Genomic DNA, 19,595 nt, shown 5'->3' on the forward strand with positions numbered 1-19,595 from the left:
CCTTACCGTCGTAGGGTGGGTTCCGGTGTGCCCGGGCAGCCGGGCGCATCCGAGCAGCCGCCCGAGGGAGGTCCAGTTCAGTGACCAGCCAGGTCAGTAGCCCAGCCGAGCAGGCCGACGGATCCGATGAGGCCGTTGTCGGGGAACAACGAGCCCTTCTGATCGACAACGAAGCCCCCGGCCTGATCGACAAAGAGGGCAGGGTCGAAGAGGGCAGGGTCGAAGAGGGCAGCGCTCAGAAGAGCACCGGCGCCAAGGAAGTACGCCGGCTGAGCCGGGTGATCATCCGGTTCGCGGGGGATTCGGGTGACGGGATGCAGCTCACCGGGGACCGGTTCACTTCGGAGACCGCGTCGTTCGGGAACGACCTCTCGACGCTGCCGAACTTCCCCGCCGAGATCCGCGCGCCCGCAGGCACCCTGCCCGGGGTCTCCTCGTTCCAGCTGCACTTCGCCGACCACGACATCCTCACCCCCGGCGACGCGCCCAACGTCCTCGTCGCGATGAACCCGGCCGCCCTCAAGGCGAACATCGCCGACGTACCACGCGGCGCGGACATCATCGTGAACACCGACGAGTTCACGAAGCGCCCGATGGCGAAGGTCGGCTACCTGACCTCGCCCCTGGACGACGGGTCCCTGGACGCCTATCAGGTCCACCCCGTACCCCTGACGACGCTGACCATCGAGGCGCTCAAGGAGTTCGGGCTCTCCCGCAAGGAGGCCGAGCGCAGCAAGAACATGTTCGCGCTCGGGCTGCTGTCGTGGATGTACCACCGGCCGACGGAGAACACGGAACAGTTCCTGCGGACGAAGTTCGCGAAGAAGCCGGAGATCGCGGAGGCGAACGTCGCCGCGTTCCGGGCCGGGTGGAACTTCGGTGAGACGACGGAGGATTTCGCCGTCTCGTACGAGGTCGAGCCGGCCGCCGCCGCGTTCCCGGCCGGGACCTACCGCAACATCAGCGGAAACCTGGCGCTGTCCTACGGGCTGGTCGCCGCAGGCCAGCAGGCGGACCTGCCCCTCTACCTCGGCTCCTACCCGATCACTCCGGCTTCCGACATCCTGCACGAGCTGTCGAAGCACAAGAACTTCGGCGTGCGGACCTTCCAGGCCGAGGACGAGATCGCCGCGATCGGCGCGGCCCTGGGCGCCTCCTTCGGCGGGTCCCTCGCGGTGACCACCACATCGGGCCCCGGCGTGGCGCTCAAGTCCGAGACCATCGGTCTGGCCGTCTCACTGGAACTGCCCCTGCTGGTCATCGCGATCCAGCGCGGCGGCCCCTCCACCGGCCTGCCCACCAAGACCGAACAGGCCGACCTTCTCCAAGCCATGTTCGGCCGCAACGGTGAGGCCCCCGTCCCCGTCGTCGCACCCCGGACCCCCGCGGACTGCTTCGACGCCGCCCTGGACGCCGCCCGCATCGCTCTGACGTACCGGACGCCGGTCTTCCTGCTCTCCGACGGCTATCTCGCCAACGGATCCGAGCCCTGGCGCATCCCGGAGACCAGCGAACTCCCCGACCTGAACGTCCGGTTCGCGACCGTGCCCAACCACGAACTGGCCGACGGCACCGATGTGTTCTGGCCGTACAAACGCGACCCGCAGACCCTGGCCCGCCCCTGGGCGGTGCCCGGCACACCCGGGCTCGAACACCGCATCGGCGGGATCGAGAAGCAGGACGGCACCGGGAACATCTCCTACGATCCCGCCAACCACGACTTCATGGTCCGCACCCGCCAGGCCAAGATCGATGGGATCGAGGTCCCCGACCTGCACGTCGACGACCCGGACGGCGCACGCGCCCTGGTCCTCGGCTGGGGATCGACCTACGGACCGATCACCGCGGCGGTGCGCCGGCTGCGCCGGGACGGTGTCCCGATCGCCCAGGCCCATCTGCGCCACCTCAACCCCTTCCCCGCCAACCTCGGCGAGATCCTGAAGGGTTACGACAAGATCGTGATCCCGGAGATGAACCTCGGCCAGCTCGCCCTCCTCATCCGGGCGAAGTACCTCGTGGACGCCGTCTCCTACAACCAGGTCAACGGGATGCCGTTCAAGGCGGAACAGCTCGCGACGGCACTCAAGGAGGCCATCGATGCCTGAGACCAACGAACTCCTGAACCTGGTGCCCAAGGCCGAGGCGAAGCAGTCCATGAAGGACTTCAAGTCCGACCAGGAAGTCCGCTGGTGCCCCGGCTGCGGTGACTACGCCGTCCTCGCCGCCGTACAGGGCTTCATGCCCGAACTCGGCCTCGCCAAAGAGAACATCGTCTTCATCTCCGGCATCGGCTGCTCCTCCCGCTTCCCGTACTACATGAACACGTACGGGATGCACTCCATCCACGGCCGCGCCCCCGCCATCGCCACCGGCCTCGCCACCTCCCGCCGCGACCTGTCCGTCTGGGTCGTCACGGGCGACGGCGACGCCCTTTCCATCGGCGGCAACCACCTCATCCACGCCCTGCGCCGCAACGTCAACCTCAAGATCCTCCTCTTCAACAACCGGATCTACGGGCTGACCAAGGGCCAGTACTCGCCGACGTCCGAGATCGGGAAGATCACCAAGTCGACGCCGATGGGCTCCCTCGACTCACCGTTCAACCCCGTCTCGCTGGCCATCGGCGCGGAAGCCTCCTTCGTCGCACGCACCATCGACTCCGACCGCAAACACCTCACGAGCGTGCTGCGCGCGGCGGCCGACCACCCCGGAACGGCGCTGGTCGAGATCTACCAGAACTGCAACATCTTCAACGACGGCGCCTTCGACGCCCTCAAGGACCGCGAACAGGCCCAAGAGGCCGTCATCCGCCTGGAACACGGGCAGCCCATCCGCTTCGGCACCCCCGAAGCCCCCAAGGGCGTCGTCCGCGACCACACCACCGGCGACCTCGAAGTCGTGGATGTCACCCCGGAGAACGCATCACGGATCCTGGTCCACGACGCGCACGCCACGTCACCGACCACCGCCTTCGCCCTCTCCCGCCTCGCCGACCCGGACACCCTTCACCACACCCCCATCGGCGTCCTCCGCGACACCCAACGCCCCGTCTACGACACCCTCATGAGCACCCAGCTCGAAGCGGCAGTCGAACAGCACGGCAAGGGCGACCTCGCGGCGCTCCTCGCCGGCAAGGACACCTGGACCGTCGCGGGCTGAGTGCGATCGAGCACGCGGTGAGCACGCATTGAATACGGATCGCGTACGGATGTGCGTACGGGTTCTGCGTACGGGTTCTGCGTACGGATCAGGCGTCAACAGGCGCCGCCCGGGGCCCGGTTCTACTGTGTCAGGACCGGGCCCTGTCGTATGCCTCGCGGGCCGTGGCCACCTCGTCGATCCGCTGCTCGGTCCACCGGGCGAGCCCCCACACCTGCTCGGCGGCCTCCCTGCCGAGCGGCGTGAGCGAGTAGTCCACGCGCGGCGGGATGACCGGTTTGGCGTCGCGGTCCACGAAGCCGTCCCGCTCCAGTGTCTGCAGCGTCTGGGCGAGCATCTTCTCGCTGACCCCGCCCACCTGCCGGCGCAGCTCGCTGAAGCGGTACGACCGCTCCAGGAGCGCGGCGAGGACGAGCACACCCCAGCGGCTGGTGACGTGCTCCAGGATCAGGCGCGAGGGACACATCGCCCGGTTGACGTCGGCCGCAGGTCGGGCCGTCACCTGATCTCCCACCACTTCACTTACGTCCATACCAGTACCTTACTTCAAAGTGGGTACTTTCCCATAGTTAGTACCAACCGTAGGGTGAGCTTCAGAACAGAGCAGGGAACCACACAAACCACACAGACCACCCGAACCCCAGGGAGCATCACCTCATGAGCATCGTCGTCACCGGAGCCACCGGGGCCCTCGGCCGCCTCGTCATCGACGAGCTGCTCGCCAAGGTCCCGGCGGACCAGATCGCCGCCGTCGTCCGCAGCAAGGAGAAGGCCGCCGGCCTGGCGGCACGCGGTGTCGAGCTGCGCATCGCCGACTACAACGACCCGGCGAGCCTCGACGGGGTGTTCCGCCCGGGCGAGCGCGTGCTCCTCATCTCCGGAAGCGAGGTCGGACGGCGCGTGCCGCAGCACACCGCGGTCATCGACGCGGCGAAGGCGGCGGGCGTCTCCCAGCTCGCGTACACGGGCATCCTGGGCGGCCCCGACGCCGACTTCCAGCTGGCCGCGGAGCACAAGGTGACCGAGCAGCTGATCCTGGACTCCGGGCTCCCGTACACCTTCCTGCGCAACGGCTGGTACAGCGAGAACTACACCCAGAACCTCGCGGCGGTCCTGGAACACGGCGCGGTCGTCGCCAGCGCGGGCGACGGCCGGGTCTCGTCGGCCGCCCGCGCGGACTACGCGGCGGCCGCCGCTGCCGTCCTCGTGTCGGACGGCCACCTGAACCGGGTCTACGAGCTGAGCGGCGACACCGCCTGGTCGTTCGCCGAGTACGCGGCCGAGGTCGCGAAGGCCTCCGGCAAGGAGATCGCGTACCGCAACGTCCCGGCGGCCACACACCAGGAGATCCTGATCGGCGCGGGCCTCCCGGAGGCGTTCGCGGCGATCCTGGTGGACGTGGACGCGGCCATCGAGCGCGGCCTGCTGGCCGCCACGAGCGGCGACCTGGCCCGGCTGACAGGGCGCCCCACCACCCCGGTCGCCACCTCCATCGCGGCCGCGCTGGCATGACCGTACGGCTGTCATGACCGCAGAGCCGGCATGACCGTCCGGCTGTCATGACCGTTTGCCGGAACGGGCATGACAGCCGGGCCCTCCTCCCGTTACCTTCGACTCCGTACGCCTCATGCCTTCGACGGGTGTCGGACGAATTCAGGGGAGGGCCCGTGAAGGGCACCAGTGAGCAGCGGACAGGGGTCCTGAACGGCGCTGCGGCGTATGTGCTGTGGGGGCTCGTCCCGATGTTCTGGCCGCTGCTCAAGCCGTCCGGCGCCATGGAGATCCTGGCCCACCGCATGGTGTGGTCCCTGGGCGTCGTCCTGATCGCGCTGCTGGTGATGCGGCGCTGGGCCTGGCTCGGCGAGCTGCTCCGTACGCCCCGCAAGCTGGGGCTCGTGGCCATCGCCGCGTCGGTCATCAGCGTCAACTGGGGCGGCTACATCTGGGCCGTGAACAACGGTCAGGTCGTCGAGGCCTCGCTCGGCTACTTCATCAACCCGCTGGTCACCATCGCGATGGGTGTCCTGCTGCTCGGTGAACGGCTGCGGCCCGCCCAGTGGGCCGCCGTCGGCACCGGCGCGGTGGCCGTGCTGGTCCTGGCCATCGGATACGGCAAGCCGCCGTGGATCTCGCTGATGCTGGCCTTCTCCTTCGCGACGTACGGACTGGTCAAGAAGAAGGTGAATCTCGGCGGTCTGGAATCGCTCGCGGCTGAGACAGCGGTGCAGTTCCTGCCGGCGCTGGCGTACCTGGTATTCCTCGCCGCACGTGGCGAGTCCACTTTCGGCTCCCCCGCCCACGGAGTGCTCCTCGCGTCGACGGGTCTGATCACCGCGATACCGCTGATCCTCTTCGGTGCGGCGGCGATCCGCGTACCGCTCTCGACACTGGGACTGCTCCAGTACCTGGCGCCGGTCTTCCAGTTCGGTCTGGGCATCCTGTACTTCCACGAGGCGATGCCGCCGGAGCGGTGGGCGGGTTTCGCCCTGGTGTGGCTGGCGCTGACGCTACTGACCTGGGACGCCCTGCGGAACGCGCACCGCACCCGGGCACGCGCGGTACAGCTGACGGCCGAGGCGCTGGAGCGGGAGCAGGCACGGGCTCAGGTGCGCGGACACCGGCCCGGACAGGCCGCCGGGCCGGACACCGCAGGACCGGCAGCCAGTGAGCCGACGGCCACCGGGCCCACCATCTGACCGGCCCCGGTCCGACCCTGCGTTTCCGTTTCCCGCTCTCAGCCGCCCAGCGCCTTCAGGACATGGGCGATCAGCCGGGTGATCTCCTCCGCGTCGTACGGAGGTCTGCGCAGGCAGTGCCGGTAGTAGAGCGGCCCGTAGAGCAGCTCCACCCCCAGGTTGAGATCGGCGTCCATGGGGAGCACGCCCTGCTCCTGGGCGCTGCGCAGCCGGCCCGTGGCGCCCTTGACCCGCGGATCGATGAACTCCTCCTGCACGGTCCTGGCGAGGTCGTCGTCGTACTGGATCTCGGTGAGGATCCCGGCGTACGCGGGGCCGAGCGGCGGATGTGCGAGGAGCCGCACCACTCCGGTCATCTGGGAGTGGAGATCGGCGGCGAGGTCGCCGGTATCGGGGAAGGGGCGGGTCCGGATGACCGCGTGGTCCAGTGCTTCGAGCACCAGGGCGCCCTTGGACGGCCACCAGCGGTAGATCGTCTTCTTGCTCACACCGGCACGGGCGGCGATCGCCTCGATCGTGACGCGGGCGTACCCCCGCTCGATACAGAGCGCGAGAGCGGCCGCGAGAATCGCCTGCTGTGATTTCTCACTGCGGCGCGCTGGATTGGGCGTGAGGTTCACCGCTTGAGTGTATTCACCGGTCACAGCCGGGGACGATACGTAGCGTCTTGACAGCGGATGGTGGACGTCCGAGAATATCGGCGGGGAAACGGTACGTGTCGTGTCGAGCCGCGTCGGGGGACGGCTTCTCGGTACGGCACGTGCCCTCCCTTGTTACTTTCCGCCGGGGGCTCTCTTTCCGCCGGGGCTTGCTCCGTGCTCCTGCCCTGTTCCGCTCAGGCCGCTGTTCTGCTCAATCCGCTGTCCTGCTCAGGCCGCGATGTCCTTGGTGGAGAACCGCGCCCAGGCCGCCGAGCCGAACACCACGGCGTACAGGCCCTGCAGGCCCAGGTTCTTGACGATCTCGTCCCAGTAGACCGGCGCGCGCAGCAGGTCCGCGAAGGACAGCCAGTAGTGCGGGAACAGATACGGCTGGATCGCGTGCAGCTGCGGGATGCCGTCCAGGATCTGCACGGTGATCACCAGGCCGACCGTCGTCGCCATCGCGGCGATTCCGCTGCTGGTGAGGGTGGAGACGAACAGGCCGACGGCCGCGACTCCGACGAGCGAGGCAGCGACGACGGCCGAGATCAGCGCCGCCCGGCCGAGACCGTCACCGAAGGAGACCTGGGTCCCCGAGATGGTCGTGACATCGCCGAGCGGGAAGAGCAGCGCCCCCACCGCCAGCGCGGAGGCCGCCACGACCAGGGTCGCTGCCAGGCAGAAGGCCACGGCGCAGACGAACTTGGCGAGCAGCAGCCGGGTCCGGCCGGCCGGGGCGACCAGCAGATAGCGGAGTGTCCCCGCACCGGCCTCGCCCGCCACGGAATCGCCCGCGATGACACCGATCGCCATGGGGAGGAAGACCGGGAGGGTCGCGGCGAGCGCCGCGAAGACCAGGAACAGGCCGTTGTTGGTGATGTCCGTGAGGAAGGCGGGGCCGTTGCCGCTGGGGTCGCGGGCCGTCGAACCGTGGTCCGTCTCCAGCTTGACGGCGATACCGATGAGGACCGGGACCGCGGCCAGTACGCCGAGCAGAGCGAGGGTGCGCCAGCGGCGGAAGGTGACGGTCAGCTCGGAACGGAAGAGGCCGAGCTGACGGCGCGGATACAGCGCGACGCGCGGCGCCCCTGCCGGTCCCTGTGCCGCGGGGCCCTGTGCTGATCCCTGTGCCGCGGGCCCCTGTGCTGCCGATCCCTGTGCTGCCGGTCCCTGCGGTGAGCCGTCCGCGGTCCGGTCCGGCGCCTCCGCCTGTCCGTGCGGCAGTTCCTGCCGGTCCGTCTCAGCCTGCGACATCGAAACCCTCTCCGGTGAGTGCGACGAAGGCGTCCTCCAGGGAGGCCCGTTCGACGCCGAAGGACCTGACCCGGACGCCTTCCCGTACGAGAGCGGTGTTGAGGTCCGCCACGTCGGTTTCGGCCGACGGGACGTCACCGGTGACCCGGTCCCCCGTCACGTCCACGCCGGTGATCCCCAGCTCCTTGAGCACGCGGGCGGCCACGGCCGGGTCCGGTGTGCCCACGGCGAGACGGCCGCGGGTCGCGAGATCCGCGACCCGGCCCTGGGCGAGCAGCGTGCCCCGGGCCATCACGGCCGCGTGGGTGCAGACCTGTTCGATCTCGTCCAGGAGATGGGAGGAGAGGAAGACCGTGGTGCCCTCGTCCGCCAGTTCCCTGACCAGGGTTCTGATCTCCCGCATCCCCTGCGGGTCGAGCCCGTTCGTCGGCTCGTCCAGTACGAGCAGTCCGCGCGGCTGGAGCAGGGCCGAGGCGAGGCCGAGCCGCTGCTTCATGCCGAGCGAGTACGCCTTGGCCTTCTTGGTGGAGGCGTGCGCGAGCCCGACCCGTTCGAGGGCGGCGTCGACGCGGGCGCGCCGGGTGCGGGGGTCGGCCTGCGGGTCGGCGGAGTCGTAGCGCAGCAGATTGTCGCGGCCGGAGAGGAACCCGTACAGCGCGGGGCCCTCGATGAGCGCGCCGACGCCCGGCAGCACGCTGTGGGCGGCGCGCGGCATCGGCTGTCCGAGCAGGCTCGCGGTGCCGGAGGTCGGGGCGATGAGGCCGAGGAGCATCCGGATGGTGGTGGTCTTGCCGGAGCCGTTGGGCCCGAGGAAGCCGAAGACGCTGCCGCGCGGGACGGTGAGGTCCAGGCGGTTCACCGCGAGTTGGCCGCCGCGGAAGCGTTTGGTCAGGGCATGGGTTTCGATGACGGCTTCAGGCATGGCGATGGTCCCGTCGTTCGGCGCACCGTGCGGTCCAGGCTAACGGGGCGCGGAGAGAGCGGAGCGCTACGCCCCGGGGCCATGGCCACCCCTGACAGCCGGACGGGTCCGGACGGGCTCCTGGGAGCCGTCCGGACCCGCCACCGTTCCTACTTGGCCGCGTCGGCCGCCTTGACCAGCGCGCCCTTGTCGACCGTGCCGACGAAGACCTTTCCGTCGTCCGTCATCAGCGCGTTCACCAGCCGGGTGTGGAACACGGTGCCCGAGCCGAACGAGCCCGTCACCCTGTCGCCCAGCGAGCTGAGGAACTTCTGCGCGTCCACCGGGGCACCGCTCTTCTGCGCGGAGCCGCCCATCGCGCCGATGCCCTTGCCGCTGCCGGTGTCGATCCTGGCCACCGAGGTCCAGCCCTTGCCGATGATGTTCAGGCCCTTGAAGTCCTCGGGCGATGCGGACTTCAGGTCCTTCGGGCTGCCCTGCGGAGCCAGGTGCCCACCGGCCTTGGGAGCCAGGTGCCCACCGGCCTTCGGGGCGGCGCCCTCCGTCACCTTCGCGCCCTTGGGCGGAGTGAAGGAGAAGGTGGAGGCCGCGGGCCTGCCGAAGTCGACCTTGGTGAATCCCACGTCGATGGCGGCCTTGCCACCGCTGCTCGGCGTGAGCGTGAACTTCAGCGGGGTGCCGGTCTTCGAGTCCACCGCGACCCGGATGGCACCGATCGTGGAACCGGACTGCTTCGGCTTGATGAGCAGCTGGTACGCATCGCGGCCCGCCACCTGCGCCGTGCCGTCGACACTGACCGAGGTCGTCGGGCCGACGGCCTTCAGCGCCTGCTGGGCGAAGTCCTTCGGGGTGGCGGGCAGCTTGTCGGTGCGGTCCTTACGGGCGTCGGCGGAGGCGCCGGTCTTCGCGTGGTAGACCTCGTTCGACTTGCTGTCGTACGCCCAGACCTGGCGGTCGTTGTGGATCAGGCTGTACTCGGCGGCGTTGTCCAGGATGGACACCCGCTGCTTGTCGGGGCCGTCGGCAGCCACCCGCAGGGTGTGCGTACCCGAGGCCAGTTCCATCAGCTTGGAGTCGGGCGCCGCGCTCGACCCGTCCTTGCCACCGCTGCCGCTGCCACCGCCGAGCGCGCCGCCGCCCAAGGAGCCTGCCAGACCGCCCAGTGACGGGATGCCCAGGTCCGAGCTGACCTTCACCGTGCCGGACAGCTGCTGGGTGTCCGATGCGGCCATCTTCTCGATGAGCTGTTGCGCCGAGATCTTCGGCAGGCTGGGGTCCCCCGAGCTGGCGAGCGCCGGCACGAGACCGATCGTCACCGCCGCCACCCCCGCCACTCCGACCGGGAGGAGATAACGTGCCGCCTTCCGGCGGCCCGCGGCGGAAGGCCCGGCCTCTCCGGTGCCCTGTGCACTGTCGTTCGGTGCCATGTGTGCCCTACCTCCGTGATCGGCGGCGATCCGTACGGTTGCGCTCGTCCACCCCGCGCCGCCATTCTCACCCGAATTGGTGGGGTGTGGTGCAGTCCATCTCACCAAATTCCCGGGACGTACGCGTCAGCCCCCGGGAGCAACTCCGCCTAGTACTGCGGTATGACAGGCCGCACCGGCAGCCCGTCCGGCCCCGTAGGGGAAGCAGCCGTCCGGGGAGGGCCACCCGTCCGAAGGACCCGGCCCGCGCGAGCGGCCCAACGAGCGGGCCGGGGCGGCTCAACGAGAAGAAGGACCCGTCCGCAGAGGTACGCGGCACGGGTCCCAACAAACAGCTCGGCAGGTTCAGCAGGCCAGAAGCTCAGCGGTCGGCAGGCACCGGGCCTGCCCGGCCCGCCTCACCCCACGCGGTGCACCACCGCGCCGCACAGCTCCTCCAGGGCGGTCTTCGCGAAGCACTCCGGCAGCGGCGCCAGCGAGGCGCGGGCCTCCTCCGCGTACCGCACGGTGTCCTGACGGACCTGCTCCAGGGCCGGGTGCGCCCGCATCAGCCGCAGCGCCTCGGCGTGCCGGGCGTCGTCCGTCAGATCGCCCGACAGCAGCTCGACCAGGGCGAGATCGTCCGGGCGGCCGTGCTCGGCGGCCTGGGCGCGCAGCCGCAGGACCGGCAGCGTCGGAATGCCCTCACGCAGGTCCGTACCCGGGGTCTTGCCGGACTCGTGGCTGTCGCTCGCGATGTCCAGTACGTCGTCGGCCAGCTGGAACGCGGTGCCGAGCCGCTCGCCGTACTGCGTGAGGATGTTCACGACGGTCTCGTCGGCGCCGGACATCATCGCGCCGAACCGTCCGGAGACGGCGATCAGGGAGCCCGTCTTGCCCGCGATGACGTCGAGGTAGTGGCTGACCGGGTCGCGCCCGTCGCGCGGGCCCGCGGTCTCCAGGATCTGGCCGGTGACGAGGCGTTCGAACGCCTCCGCCTGGATACGTACGGCCTCCGGGCCCAGGTCGGCCAGGATGTGCGAAGCGCGCGCGAAGAGGAAGTCGCCGGTCAGGACCGCGACCGAGTTGTCCCAGCGCGCGTTGGCGCTGGCCACCCCTCGGCGTACGTCCGCCTCGTCCATCACGTCGTCGTGATAAAGCGTCGCCAGGTGGGTCAATTCGACCACTACGGCAGAAGGTACGACTCCGGGCGCATAAGGGTCACCGAACTGGGCAGCGAGCATCACAAGAAGCGGACGAAAGCGCTTACCCCCGGCCCGTACGAGATGCTGCGCGGCCTCCGTGATGAAAGGGACCTCGCTCTTGGTGGCATCGAGCAGCCCGGCCTCGACAGCCGCCAATCCGGCCTGGACATCGGCCTCAAGTGCCTGGTCCCGCACGTTCAGCCCGAATGGCTCGACGACGGTCACGAGGGGATCTCCTGTCTGCTGACGATCACACGGATTGTCGATGTGTCGCTGTCCGCACTCAAGTCAGCGTATCCGGTCCTCTTTCGATCACCATGAGCGCCTGCCCGCCCACCCCGAGCACATACCGAGCGTGACCGGTATGTTCAAAACAAGTCGATTTGAATTGGAGCAGTACCTTTGTCCGGAACAGAGCCGCAGCCGGGACAGGCACCACCGTCCCAGCCCCCGCCGCAGCCGGGCGACGACCATTCATTCTTCGGCCAGCCACGCGGTCTGGCGACCCTGTCGGGCCTGGAGATCTGGGAGCGGTTCTCGTTCCTCGGGATGCAGGCCATCCTCGTCCTCTACTTCACGGCTGCGGTCAACCAGGACGGCCTCGGCATGTCGCCGGGAGCGGCGGCGTCCATCTCCGCCGCGTACGGCACGCTGGTCTATCTGGTCTCGGTGGCGGGCGGCTGGCTGGCCGACCGCATCCTCGGTTCGTACCGCGCGGTCCTCGGCGGCGGCATCCTCATCGCACTCGGCCACTACTCGATGGCGGTCCCGACGGCCTCCATGACCTGGGTCGGCCTGGGGCTGATCTCGCTCGGTACGGGGCTGCTGAAGCCGAACGTCGCCACGCTGGTCGGCAAGTTGTACCGCACCGAGGACGAACGCCGCGACGCCGGTTTCGCCCTGTACTACATGTGCATCAACATCGGCGCCTTCCTCGGTCCGCTGATCACCGGCTGGCTCGGTGACCACAAGGGCTGGCACTGGGGCTTCTCGGCCGCCGCCGTCGGTATGACGCTGGGTCTGATCCAGTACGTCCTGGGGCGCCGCACCATCGCGGGCCGCACCGACGCCGCCGAGCAGGCGCTGCCGCCCGCCGCGATGCGCCGCGCGGTGAAGATGATCGTCGGCGGGGCGCTGGCCGTCGCCGTGATCGCCGTGATCCTCGGGCTCTCCGGCTGGCTGACGCTGGACCGCACCGTCGACGCGCTGACCATCATCTCGGTGCTCGCGCCGATCGTCTTCTTCGCCGTGATGTTCCGCAGCCCACGGGTGACCAAGGCCGAACGGGGGCATCTGCGCCCCTACATCGTGCTGTTCCTCGCCTCGGTGGTCTTCAACTTCATCCTCTTCCAGGCGTACTCGACGATGATCCTGCTCGCGTCGACCAACGCCAGGACGGAGATCTTCGGCTACCACTTCCCCGCCAGCTGGTACGCGTCGGCGCTCGGCGCCTTCGAAGTGGCGCTGGCCCCCGTGGTCGCGGCCGTCTGGGTCCGGATGGGCAAGCACCAGCCGCACGCCTCCAACAAGATCGCCATCGGCACCATCCTCGGCGGCCTCTCCTTCCTGATCATGGTTCCGGCCACGTCCGGCCGTACCGGCAGCGACTGGCTGATGTCCGTCTGGTGGATCGTCGGCTCCTACGCGCTGCTGGGCCTCGGCGACATCCTGGTCGAGACCTCCGGCATGTCCGCCACCACCAAGCTCGCGCCCGCCGCCTTCGCCAGCCAGACGATGGCGCTCTGGTTCCTTTCCCTTGCCCTCGCCAACGGCATCCAGGCGCAGATCGTGAAGTTGTACGGCCAGGTCTCCGACCCGGCGTACTTCGGTGTCAACGGCGCCATCGCCGTCGTCGCCGGACTCGCGGTCGTCGCCGCCGCCCCCTGGCTCAAACGCACCATGCACCCCGTCCACTGAGGAGCGCCTGCCGTGGCTCGAATCCGCACCGAATTCCCGTACGAGACCCGCCGCGAGGACGTCTGGATCCCGCTCCCGGACGGCACGCAGCTGTACGCCAGGATCTGGCGTCCGGTCAACGCCGCCGAACCGGTCCCCGCCCTGCTCGAATACCTCCCGTACCGCCTGAGCGACTGGACGGCGCCGCGGGACTCGCAGCGGCACCCCTGGTACGCGGGCCACGGATACGCCTCCGTCCGCGTCGATGTGCGCGGGCACGGCAACTCGACCGGGATGCCCGGTGACGAGTACGACGCCCAGGAGCTGGCCGACGGCGTGGAGGTGGTGAACTGGCTGGCCCGGCAGGACTGGTGCACCGGCAGGGTCGGGATGTTCGGCATCTCCTGGGGCGGCTTCAACTCGCTCCAGATCGCGGCCCTCGCCCCCGAGCCGCTCAAGGCGATCGTCACGGTCTGCTCCGCCGACGACCGCTACGACAACGACGTCCACTACATGGGCGGCTCGGTGCTCGCCGTCGACATGCACGCCTGGGCGGCCACGATGCTCGCCTTCGTGTCGCGGCCGCCGGACCCGGCCCAGGTCGGTTCGGTCTGGCGGGACATGTGGCTGAGCCGGCTGGAGGCCGTGGAGCCGTTCATCCACACCTGGCTCGCCCATCAGACACGCGACGACTACTGGAAGCACGGCAGCGTCTGCGAGGACTACGCGGCCATCGAGGCGGCCGTCCTGACCGTCGGCGGCTGGCACGACCCGTACCGGGACACCGCCCTGCGGCTGGTCGGGAATCTGGACCCGTCGCGGGTGCGGGGGCTGATCGGCCCGTGGTCGCACCAGTACCCGGACCGGGGCCTGCCGCCCGGCCCCGGCATCGGCTTCCTCCAGGAGACCCTGCGCTGGTGGGACCACCATCTGAAGGGTGAGGACAACGGGGTGATGGACGAGCCGCTGCTGCGCTCGTGGATCAGCGAGTCGCACCCGCCGGCCACCGTCTACCCGGAGCTGCCGGGCCGCTGGGTCGGTGACACGGCCTGGCCGTCGCCGCACGTCACACCGGTGTCGTACGCACTCCAGGGCGACCCGATGGAGGTCAGGTCGCCGATGCAGACCGGTCTGGACGCCGGGCGGTTCTTCCCGTTCGGCAACGACTCCGATCTGCCGCCCGACCAGCGCGACGAGGACGCGAAGTCCGTCTGCTTCGAATTCCCGGTCCGCCAGGCCGCCATCGAGATCCTGGGCCGCGCGAAGGTGCACCTCTCGGTGCGCTCCGACGTCCCCACGGGACAGGTCGTCGCCCGGCTCTGCGACGTCGCACCGGACGGCTCCTCCACCCTGGTCACCCGGGGCGCGCTCAACTTCTCGGCGCGCCACGGCCGGGACCGGTCGGACCCCTGGAAACCGGGCACCACCGAGTCGCTCACCTTCGAGCTGAACGGCATCGGCCACACCTTCCCGCCCGGCCACCGCATCCGCCTCTCGGTCTCGTCGGCGTACTGGCCGTGGATCTGGCCGCAGCCCGACTCGGCGCACGGCTGGATCCTGGACCCGGCGGCCTCGACCATGGAACTCCCGGTCCGCGCGCACACCGAGGACGACATCACCTTCGAGGAGCCGGAGCAGTCCGAGCCGCTCGCGGTGGAGTATCCGGATAATCCGGACGAGCGTCCGGAGCGGCTGGTCGTACGCGATGTGGCCAAGGGCGACTGGCGTCTGGAGGTGGACCCCAGGTACGGGGGCACCCGGATCTACCCCGACGGCCTGGAGTTCAGCGAGGACGCGTTGGAGACGTACACGATCAACGAGGCGGACGCGCTGTCGGCGCACACCCGCTCGGACTGGTCGATCCGCCTGCACCGCCCCGAGACGGGCTGGGACGCCCGGGTGCGGACCCGCTCGGAGATCACCTGCGACGCCCAGGACTTCATCACGACGAGCGAAGTGGTGTGCCAGGAGGGCGAAGAGGTGGTGTTCCGGCGGAGCTGGGAGAAGCGCATTCCGCGCACGGCGGGGTAGTGCGGGGGTAGTGCGCCGGGTACGGCGGGGGCGGGTTCGAGGACCCGCCCCCCGGGCAGGACACCGCGAACGTTTCACCAGCTGACGCGGCCCGCCCCGCCCCCGTACCGTGGGTCTGTCCACAGACCTGAAAGCGAGGCAGCACCCCATGCCTGAGCAGAGCCCGCTCGACCTCCCCGAAGGCGATCCCTTCGGCCCGCACAACCTGCCGTACGGAGTCTTCTCCACCCCTGAGGATCCCGACCGGCGCCGGGTGGGCGTGCGGATCGGCGGCCATGTACTCGACGCGGGGGCGGCGGCGCTCGCGCTCGGCTCCCCGTACAGCAAGCTGCTCGCCCACCCCACGCTCAACCCGCTGCTCGCGGCGGGCCGTACGGCGTGGCGCGATGTGCGGCGCGCGCTGACCGCCTGGGTCACCGTCCCCGCGCACCGCCCGGTCATAGAGCCGCTGCTGCGTCCGGTGGCGGACGTCACGATGCATCTTCCGTACGAGGTCGCCGACTACGTCGACTTCTACGCCAGCGAGCACCACGCGACGAACGTCGGCAGCATCTTCCGGCCCGACTCCGCGGCGCTGACCCCCAACTGGAAGCATCTGCCGATCGGTTACCACGGCCGTTCCGGCACGGTCGTCGTGTCGGGCACCGATGTCGTACGTCCTTCGGGGCAGCGCAAGGCGCCGTCGGACCCGGCGCCGGTCTTCGGACCCTCGGTCAAGCTCGACATCGAGGCGGAGGTCGGCTTCGTCGTCGGCGTCCCGTCCGCGCAGGGCGACTCCGTTCCGCTGTCCGGCTACCGGGACCACGTCTTCGGCCTCCAGCTGCTCAACGACTGGTCGGCGCGCGACATCCAGGCCTGGGAGTACGTCCCGCTGGGTCCCTTCCTCGGCAAGTCCTTCGCCACCTCGGTCTCGGCCTGGGTGACACCGCTGGAGGCTCTCGACGCGGCGCGGACCGCCCCGCCCGCCCGCGAACTGCCCCTGCTCCCCTACCTCGACGACGCGTCGGCCGAGGAACCTGGCGGCCTCGACCTGCGGATCGCGGTGTCCATCAACGGGCAGCCGGTCTCCGAGCCGCCCTTCGCCGGGATGTACTGGACGGCCGCCCAGATGCTGGCCCACACGACCGTCAACGGCGCCTCGCTCCGTACCGGGGACCTCTTCGGCTCGGGCACGGTCAGCGGACCGTCGCCCGGGCAGTACGGCTCACTGCTCGAAATCACCTGGAACGGGACCCGGCCCCTCGAACTCGACGGCGGCAAGCGGACGTTCCTGGAGGACGGCGACGAGGTGACACTCACCGCCTGGGCACCGGGGCCCGACGGGACCCGGGTCGGCCTCGGCGAAGTGACCGGAAGGATCGTGCCCGCACGATGAGCCAGGAAGCGCCGACGCTCCCGGAGGAACTGCTGCTGCTCGCGCTGGACCCGCGCCGGGGCAAACCGTTCTGCCGGAACCGCTATCTGGAGTTCGGCATGGCCGGTGCGGCCCTGGCCGAACTGGAGTTGCAGGGCCGGATCTCCGAGTCGCGCGGGAAGGTGACGGTGGATCAGCCGCTGCTGCCGCACGACCCGGTGCTCGCGCAGGTGCTGGAGCTGCTGCCGGCCCCGGACAAGCGGAAGTCCGCCGGGGGCGTCGGGGCGCGGTACTGGATCCGCCGGACCGGCCGCACGGTGGAGGGGCTGTACCTGGACCAGCTGGTGGACGGGGACGTACTGACCCGTGAGACGCGGCGGTTCGCGGGGCTGCTGCCCTACTACCGCCACCCGGCGGGCCCGCGGAACTGGTCCGCTCAGGCCCGCGACCGCTTCCTGACAGCGGAGGCGGCCGGCTTCCCGGACCCGCGGAGCCGCGCACTCGGGGCGCTCGTCGCGGCGGTGGGCCTGTCCCGGATCGTCGCCCGGGACGGCGGGACGTCCCGCGCCTCGATGCGTCAGCTGATGCACGAGGAGTGGACCGCCCACGCGGTGCACCGCAACGTCCAGATCGACCGGGCGAACCGGAGCGGCGGAGGCTGAGCTCCGGGGGGGGCTGCCTGCCTCATGGCGGGGCGCGGGGGCCTGCCTGCCCCATGGTGCGGCGCGGGGTGAGCGCGGGGCCTGCTGGTCTTTTGCTGCGGGTCCCGCCGGTCTTACGCTGCGGGTCCCAGCGCGGGTCCCGCCGGTCATGCGCTGCGGCTCCCCGCCGTACGCTCCCCCGTACCGCCCGGGTCAGTCGGGCCCCAGCCCTACGCCTCCGGGTCCTCGGGGTAGTCCGAGAAGTCCGGCTCGTCCCAGGCTCCCGGGTCGTCCGGCTCGCCCTGCGCGGGCACCCGGGCCGGGGCCGACGAGGCGGGCCGGCCAGCCCGGGCAGTCTTGGCGGTCTGCGCGCCCGGCTGGGCGGTCCGGCCGCCGGACTGGGCCGGCTGGCCGCCGTCCCGGTCCGCTGTGCCGGCCTGCTGGTCCGGTGCGGTCCCGCCCGCACCCGCCAGCTCGCCCAGCACCCCGAGCACGCCCTCCCCGTACGTCGCCAGCTTCTTCTCACCGAGGCCGCCGATGCCACCCAGCTCACCGAGCGTGGCGGGCCGCACCGTGGCGATCTCCCGCAGTGTCGCATCGTGGAAGATCACATACGCCGGGACGCCCTGCTCCTTGGCCTGCTTGCCGCGCCAGGTGCGCAGCGCCTCGAAGACCGGCACCGCTTCCGCGGGCAGATCCGCTGCCGCCACTGCCGCCCTGGCCTTCTTCTCGCCCTTGACCGCCCGGGCCACCACGGCCTTCTCCGGCTCCTTGCGCAGCCGGACCCCGGTCTCTCCCGAGAGCACCGAGCCGCTGGTGCCGGTCAGGACCAGCGTGCCGTACTCCCCCTCGACCGCCAGCAGCCCCTGCGCCAGCAACTGCCGTACCACACCCCGCCACTGGGCCTCCGGCACGTCCTCGCCGATGCCGAAGACGGAGAGCTGGTCGTGGTCGAACTGGATGACCTTGGCCGTCCTGCGGCCGAGCAGGATGTCGACGATCTGGCCGGCGCCGAACTTCTGCCTGCGCTCGCGCTCCAGCCGTACCACCGTCGACAGCACCTTCTGCGCCGCCACCGTGCCGTCCCAGGTCTCCGGCGGCGTGAGGCAGGTGTCGCAGTTCCCGCAGGCGGGGGCCACCGCCTCCTGGCCGAAGTACTGGAGCAGCTGGGCGCGGCGGCAGTCGGCCGTCTCGCAGAGCGCCAGCATCGCGTCGAGATGGGCCGCGGCCCGGCGCCGGAACGCCTCGCCGCCCTCGCCGCTCTGGATCATCTTCCGCTGCTGCACGACGTCCTGGAGTCCGTACGTCATCCACGCCGTGGACGGCAGCCCGTCCCGCCCGGCGCGCCCGGTCTCCTGGTAGTACCCCTCCACCGACTTGGGCAGGTCCAGGTGGGCGACGAACCGGACGTCCGGCTTGTCGATCCCCATCCCGAAGGCGATCGTCGCGACCACCACCAGGCCGTCCTCCCGCAGGAAACGCGACTGGTGGACGGCGCGGGTGCCCGCGTCGAGCCCCGCGTGGTACGGCACGGCCTCGACACCGTTCTTGCAGAGGTACTCGGCGGTCCGCTCGACGGAGGCACGGGAGAGGCAGTAGACGATTCCGGCGTCCCCCGCGTGCTCCTCCTTGAGGAAGGCGAGCAGCTGCTTCTTGGGGTCGTTCTTGGGGACGATCCGGTACTGGATGTTGGGCCGGTCGAAGCCCGCGACGAAGTGCCGCGCGTCCGGCATCCCGAGCCGCTCGGTGATCTCCTGGTGCGTGGCGCGGGTGGCGGTGGCCGTCAGGGCGATGCGCGGGACGTCGGGCCAGCGCTCGCCGAGCAGCGAGAGCGCCAGGTAGTCGGGGCGGAAGTCATGTCCCCAGCTGGCGACACAGTGCGCTTCGTCGATCGCGAACACGGAGATCTTCGCGCGGCTCAGCAGACCGAGCGTGGCCTCGACCCGCAGCCGCTCGGGCGCCAGATAGAGCAGGTCGAGCTCTCCGGCGAGCAGCTCGGCCTCCACGGTGCGGCGCTCGTCGAAGTCCTGCGTGGAGTTCATGAAGCCCGCGCGCACACCGAGGGCGCGCAGCGCGTCCACCTGGTCCTGCATCAGTGCGATCAGTGGGGAGATCACCACGCCCGTACCCGGTCTGACCAGGGCGGGGATCTGGTAGCAGAGGGACTTTCCGCCACCGGTCGGCATCAGCACGACGGCGTCCCCGCCGTCCACCACCTGCCCGATGATCTCTTCCTGCTCGCCGCGGAAGGCGTCGTAGCCGAAGACCCGGTGCAGGGTGCTGAGCGCCTCGCTCTCCGCGCCCCGCGCGTGCGTGGTCCGCTCTGCCTGCTCCGTACGCTCGGCCACTGCCTCGCCACTGCCCTTCATCGTTCCGTCCTGCGTTGTGCC

Annotated in this window: 15 protein-coding genes; 8 read left to right on the forward strand and 7 right to left on the reverse strand. The window is 70.3% G+C overall.

What is annotated here, in order from left to right; translation table 11 throughout:
- Positions 1-80 precede the first annotated feature (80 nt).
- Both OG385_RS11815 and OG385_RS11820 read left to right on the forward strand, forming a co-directional pair.
- Complete coding sequence (locus tag OG385_RS11815) at positions 81-2,105, forward strand: 2-oxoacid:acceptor oxidoreductase subunit alpha (RefSeq protein WP_266854353.1); 2,025 nt, start codon at positions 81-83, stop codon at positions 2,103-2,105.
- Positions 2,098-3,159 (forward strand): 2-oxoacid:ferredoxin oxidoreductase subunit beta, encoded by a 1,062-nt coding sequence (locus tag OG385_RS11820; RefSeq protein ID WP_266854355.1) that lies wholly within the window; start codon positions 2,098-2,100, stop codon positions 3,157-3,159. The genes OG385_RS11815 and OG385_RS11820 overlap by 8 nt, the downstream gene beginning before the upstream one ends.
- A gap of 130 nt (positions 3,160-3,289) precedes the next feature.
- On the opposite strand, the gene OG385_RS11825 is transcribed toward OG385_RS11820, so the two are convergent.
- Positions 3,290-3,691 carry a helix-turn-helix domain-containing protein gene (locus tag OG385_RS11825; RefSeq protein WP_266854357.1) on the reverse strand — a complete coding sequence of 134 codons (402 nt, stop codon included), beginning with the start codon at positions 3,689-3,691 and terminating at the stop codon, positions 3,290-3,292.
- Positions 3,692-3,816: 125 nt separating this feature from the next.
- Here OG385_RS11825 and OG385_RS11830 point away from each other — a divergent pair, with 125 nt between their 5' ends.
- Positions 3,817-4,671, forward strand: coding sequence for an SDR family oxidoreductase (locus tag OG385_RS11830; protein WP_266854358.1), 855 nt, complete (start codon positions 3,817-3,819; stop codon positions 4,669-4,671).
- Between the two features lie 155 nt (positions 4,672-4,826).
- Positions 4,827-5,855 carry an EamA family transporter RarD gene (gene rarD / locus OG385_RS11835; RefSeq protein WP_266854359.1) on the forward strand — a complete coding sequence of 343 codons (1,029 nt, stop codon included), beginning with the start codon at positions 4,827-4,829 and terminating at the stop codon, positions 5,853-5,855.
- A 38-nt stretch (positions 5,856-5,893) separates the two neighbouring features.
- On the opposite strand, the gene OG385_RS11840 is transcribed toward rarD, so the two are convergent.
- From OG385_RS11840 to OG385_RS11860, 5 genes are all read right to left on the reverse strand, one after another.
- Positions 5,894-6,475, reverse strand: coding sequence for a TetR/AcrR family transcriptional regulator (locus tag OG385_RS11840; protein WP_266854361.1), 582 nt, complete (start codon positions 6,473-6,475; stop codon positions 5,894-5,896).
- Between the two features lie 249 nt (positions 6,476-6,724).
- Positions 6,725-7,750: an ABC transporter permease gene (locus OG385_RS11845; protein ID WP_266854362.1), complete on the reverse strand. Its 1,026-nt coding sequence runs from the start codon at positions 7,748-7,750 to the stop codon at positions 6,725-6,727.
- Complete coding sequence (locus OG385_RS11850) at positions 7,737-8,672, reverse strand: ABC transporter ATP-binding protein (protein ID WP_266854363.1); 936 nt, start codon at positions 8,670-8,672, stop codon at positions 7,737-7,739. The genes OG385_RS11845 and OG385_RS11850 overlap by 14 nt, the downstream gene beginning before the upstream one ends.
- A gap of 149 nt (positions 8,673-8,821) precedes the next feature.
- Complete coding sequence (locus OG385_RS11855) at positions 8,822-10,099, reverse strand: DUF2092 domain-containing protein (protein WP_266854364.1); 1,278 nt, start codon at positions 10,097-10,099, stop codon at positions 8,822-8,824.
- Positions 10,100-10,497: 398 nt separating this feature from the next.
- Positions 10,498-11,508, reverse strand: coding sequence for a polyprenyl synthetase family protein (locus tag OG385_RS11860; RefSeq protein WP_266854366.1), 1,011 nt, complete (start codon positions 11,506-11,508; stop codon positions 10,498-10,500).
- A gap of 177 nt (positions 11,509-11,685) precedes the next feature.
- On the opposite strand from OG385_RS11860, the gene OG385_RS11865 reads away from it, so the two are divergent.
- The 4 genes from OG385_RS11865 (at position 11,686) to OG385_RS11880 (ending at position 17,226) form a co-directional block, all read left to right on the forward strand.
- On the forward strand, positions 11,686-13,200 hold the full coding sequence (locus tag OG385_RS11865) for a peptide MFS transporter (RefSeq protein ID WP_266854367.1): 1,515 nt from the start codon (positions 11,686-11,688) through the stop codon (positions 13,198-13,200).
- Between the two features lie 12 nt (positions 13,201-13,212).
- On the forward strand, positions 13,213-15,210 hold the full coding sequence (locus OG385_RS11870; RefSeq protein ID WP_266854368.1) for a CocE/NonD family hydrolase: 1,998 nt from the start codon (positions 13,213-13,215) through the stop codon (positions 15,208-15,210).
- A gap of 148 nt (positions 15,211-15,358) precedes the next feature.
- Positions 15,359-16,585, forward strand: a complete 1,227-nt coding sequence (fahA, locus tag OG385_RS11875; protein WP_266854369.1) for a fumarylacetoacetase — start codon at positions 15,359-15,361, stop codon at positions 16,583-16,585.
- Positions 16,582-17,226, forward strand: coding sequence for a GPP34 family phosphoprotein (locus OG385_RS11880; protein ID WP_266854370.1), 645 nt, complete (start codon positions 16,582-16,584; stop codon positions 17,224-17,226). Before fahA ends, OG385_RS11880 begins: the two co-directional genes overlap by 4 nt.
- A 209-nt stretch (positions 17,227-17,435) precedes the next feature.
- On the opposite strand, the gene recQ is transcribed toward OG385_RS11880, so the two are convergent.
- Entirely contained in the window at positions 17,436-19,574 is a 2,139-nt protein-coding gene (gene recQ, locus OG385_RS11885) for a DNA helicase RecQ (RefSeq protein ID WP_266854372.1), read from the reverse strand.
- Positions 19,575-19,595: the final 21 nt, after the last annotated feature.

It is taken from the genome of Streptomyces sp. NBC_01306 (assembly GCF_026340465.1).
Classification (GTDB): Bacteria; Actinomycetota; Actinomycetes; order Streptomycetales; family Streptomycetaceae; genus Streptomyces.

Coding starts and splice junctions, on each gene's coding strand:
- OG385_RS11820 (WP_266854355.1), top strand. CDS start 2,098: ATGCCTGAGACCAACGAACTCCTGAACCTGGTGCCCAAGGCCGAGGCG.
- OG385_RS11825 (WP_266854357.1), bottom strand. CDS start 3,691: ATGGACGTAAGTGAAGTGGTGGGAGATCAGGTGACGGCCCGACCTGCG.
- OG385_RS11830 (WP_266854358.1), top strand. CDS start 3,817: ATGAGCATCGTCGTCACCGGAGCCACCGGGGCCCTCGGCCGCCTCGTC.
- OG385_RS11845 (WP_266854362.1), bottom strand. CDS start 7,750: ATGTCGCAGGCTGAGACGGACCGGCAGGAACTGCCGCACGGACAGGCG.
- OG385_RS11850 (WP_266854363.1), bottom strand. CDS start 8,672: ATGCCTGAAGCCGTCATCGAAACCCATGCCCTGACCAAACGCTTCCGC.
- OG385_RS11855 (WP_266854364.1), bottom strand. CDS start 10,099: ATGGCACCGAACGACAGTGCACAGGGCACCGGAGAGGCCGGGCCTTCC.
- fahA (WP_266854369.1), top strand. CDS start 15,359: ATGCCTGAGCAGAGCCCGCTCGACCTCCCCGAAGGCGATCCCTTCGGC.
- OG385_RS11880 (WP_266854370.1), top strand. CDS start 16,582: ATGAGCCAGGAAGCGCCGACGCTCCCGGAGGAACTGCTGCTGCTCGCG.
- recQ (WP_266854372.1), bottom strand. CDS start 19,574: ATGAAGGGCAGTGGCGAGGCAGTGGCCGAGCGTACGGAGCAGGCAGAG.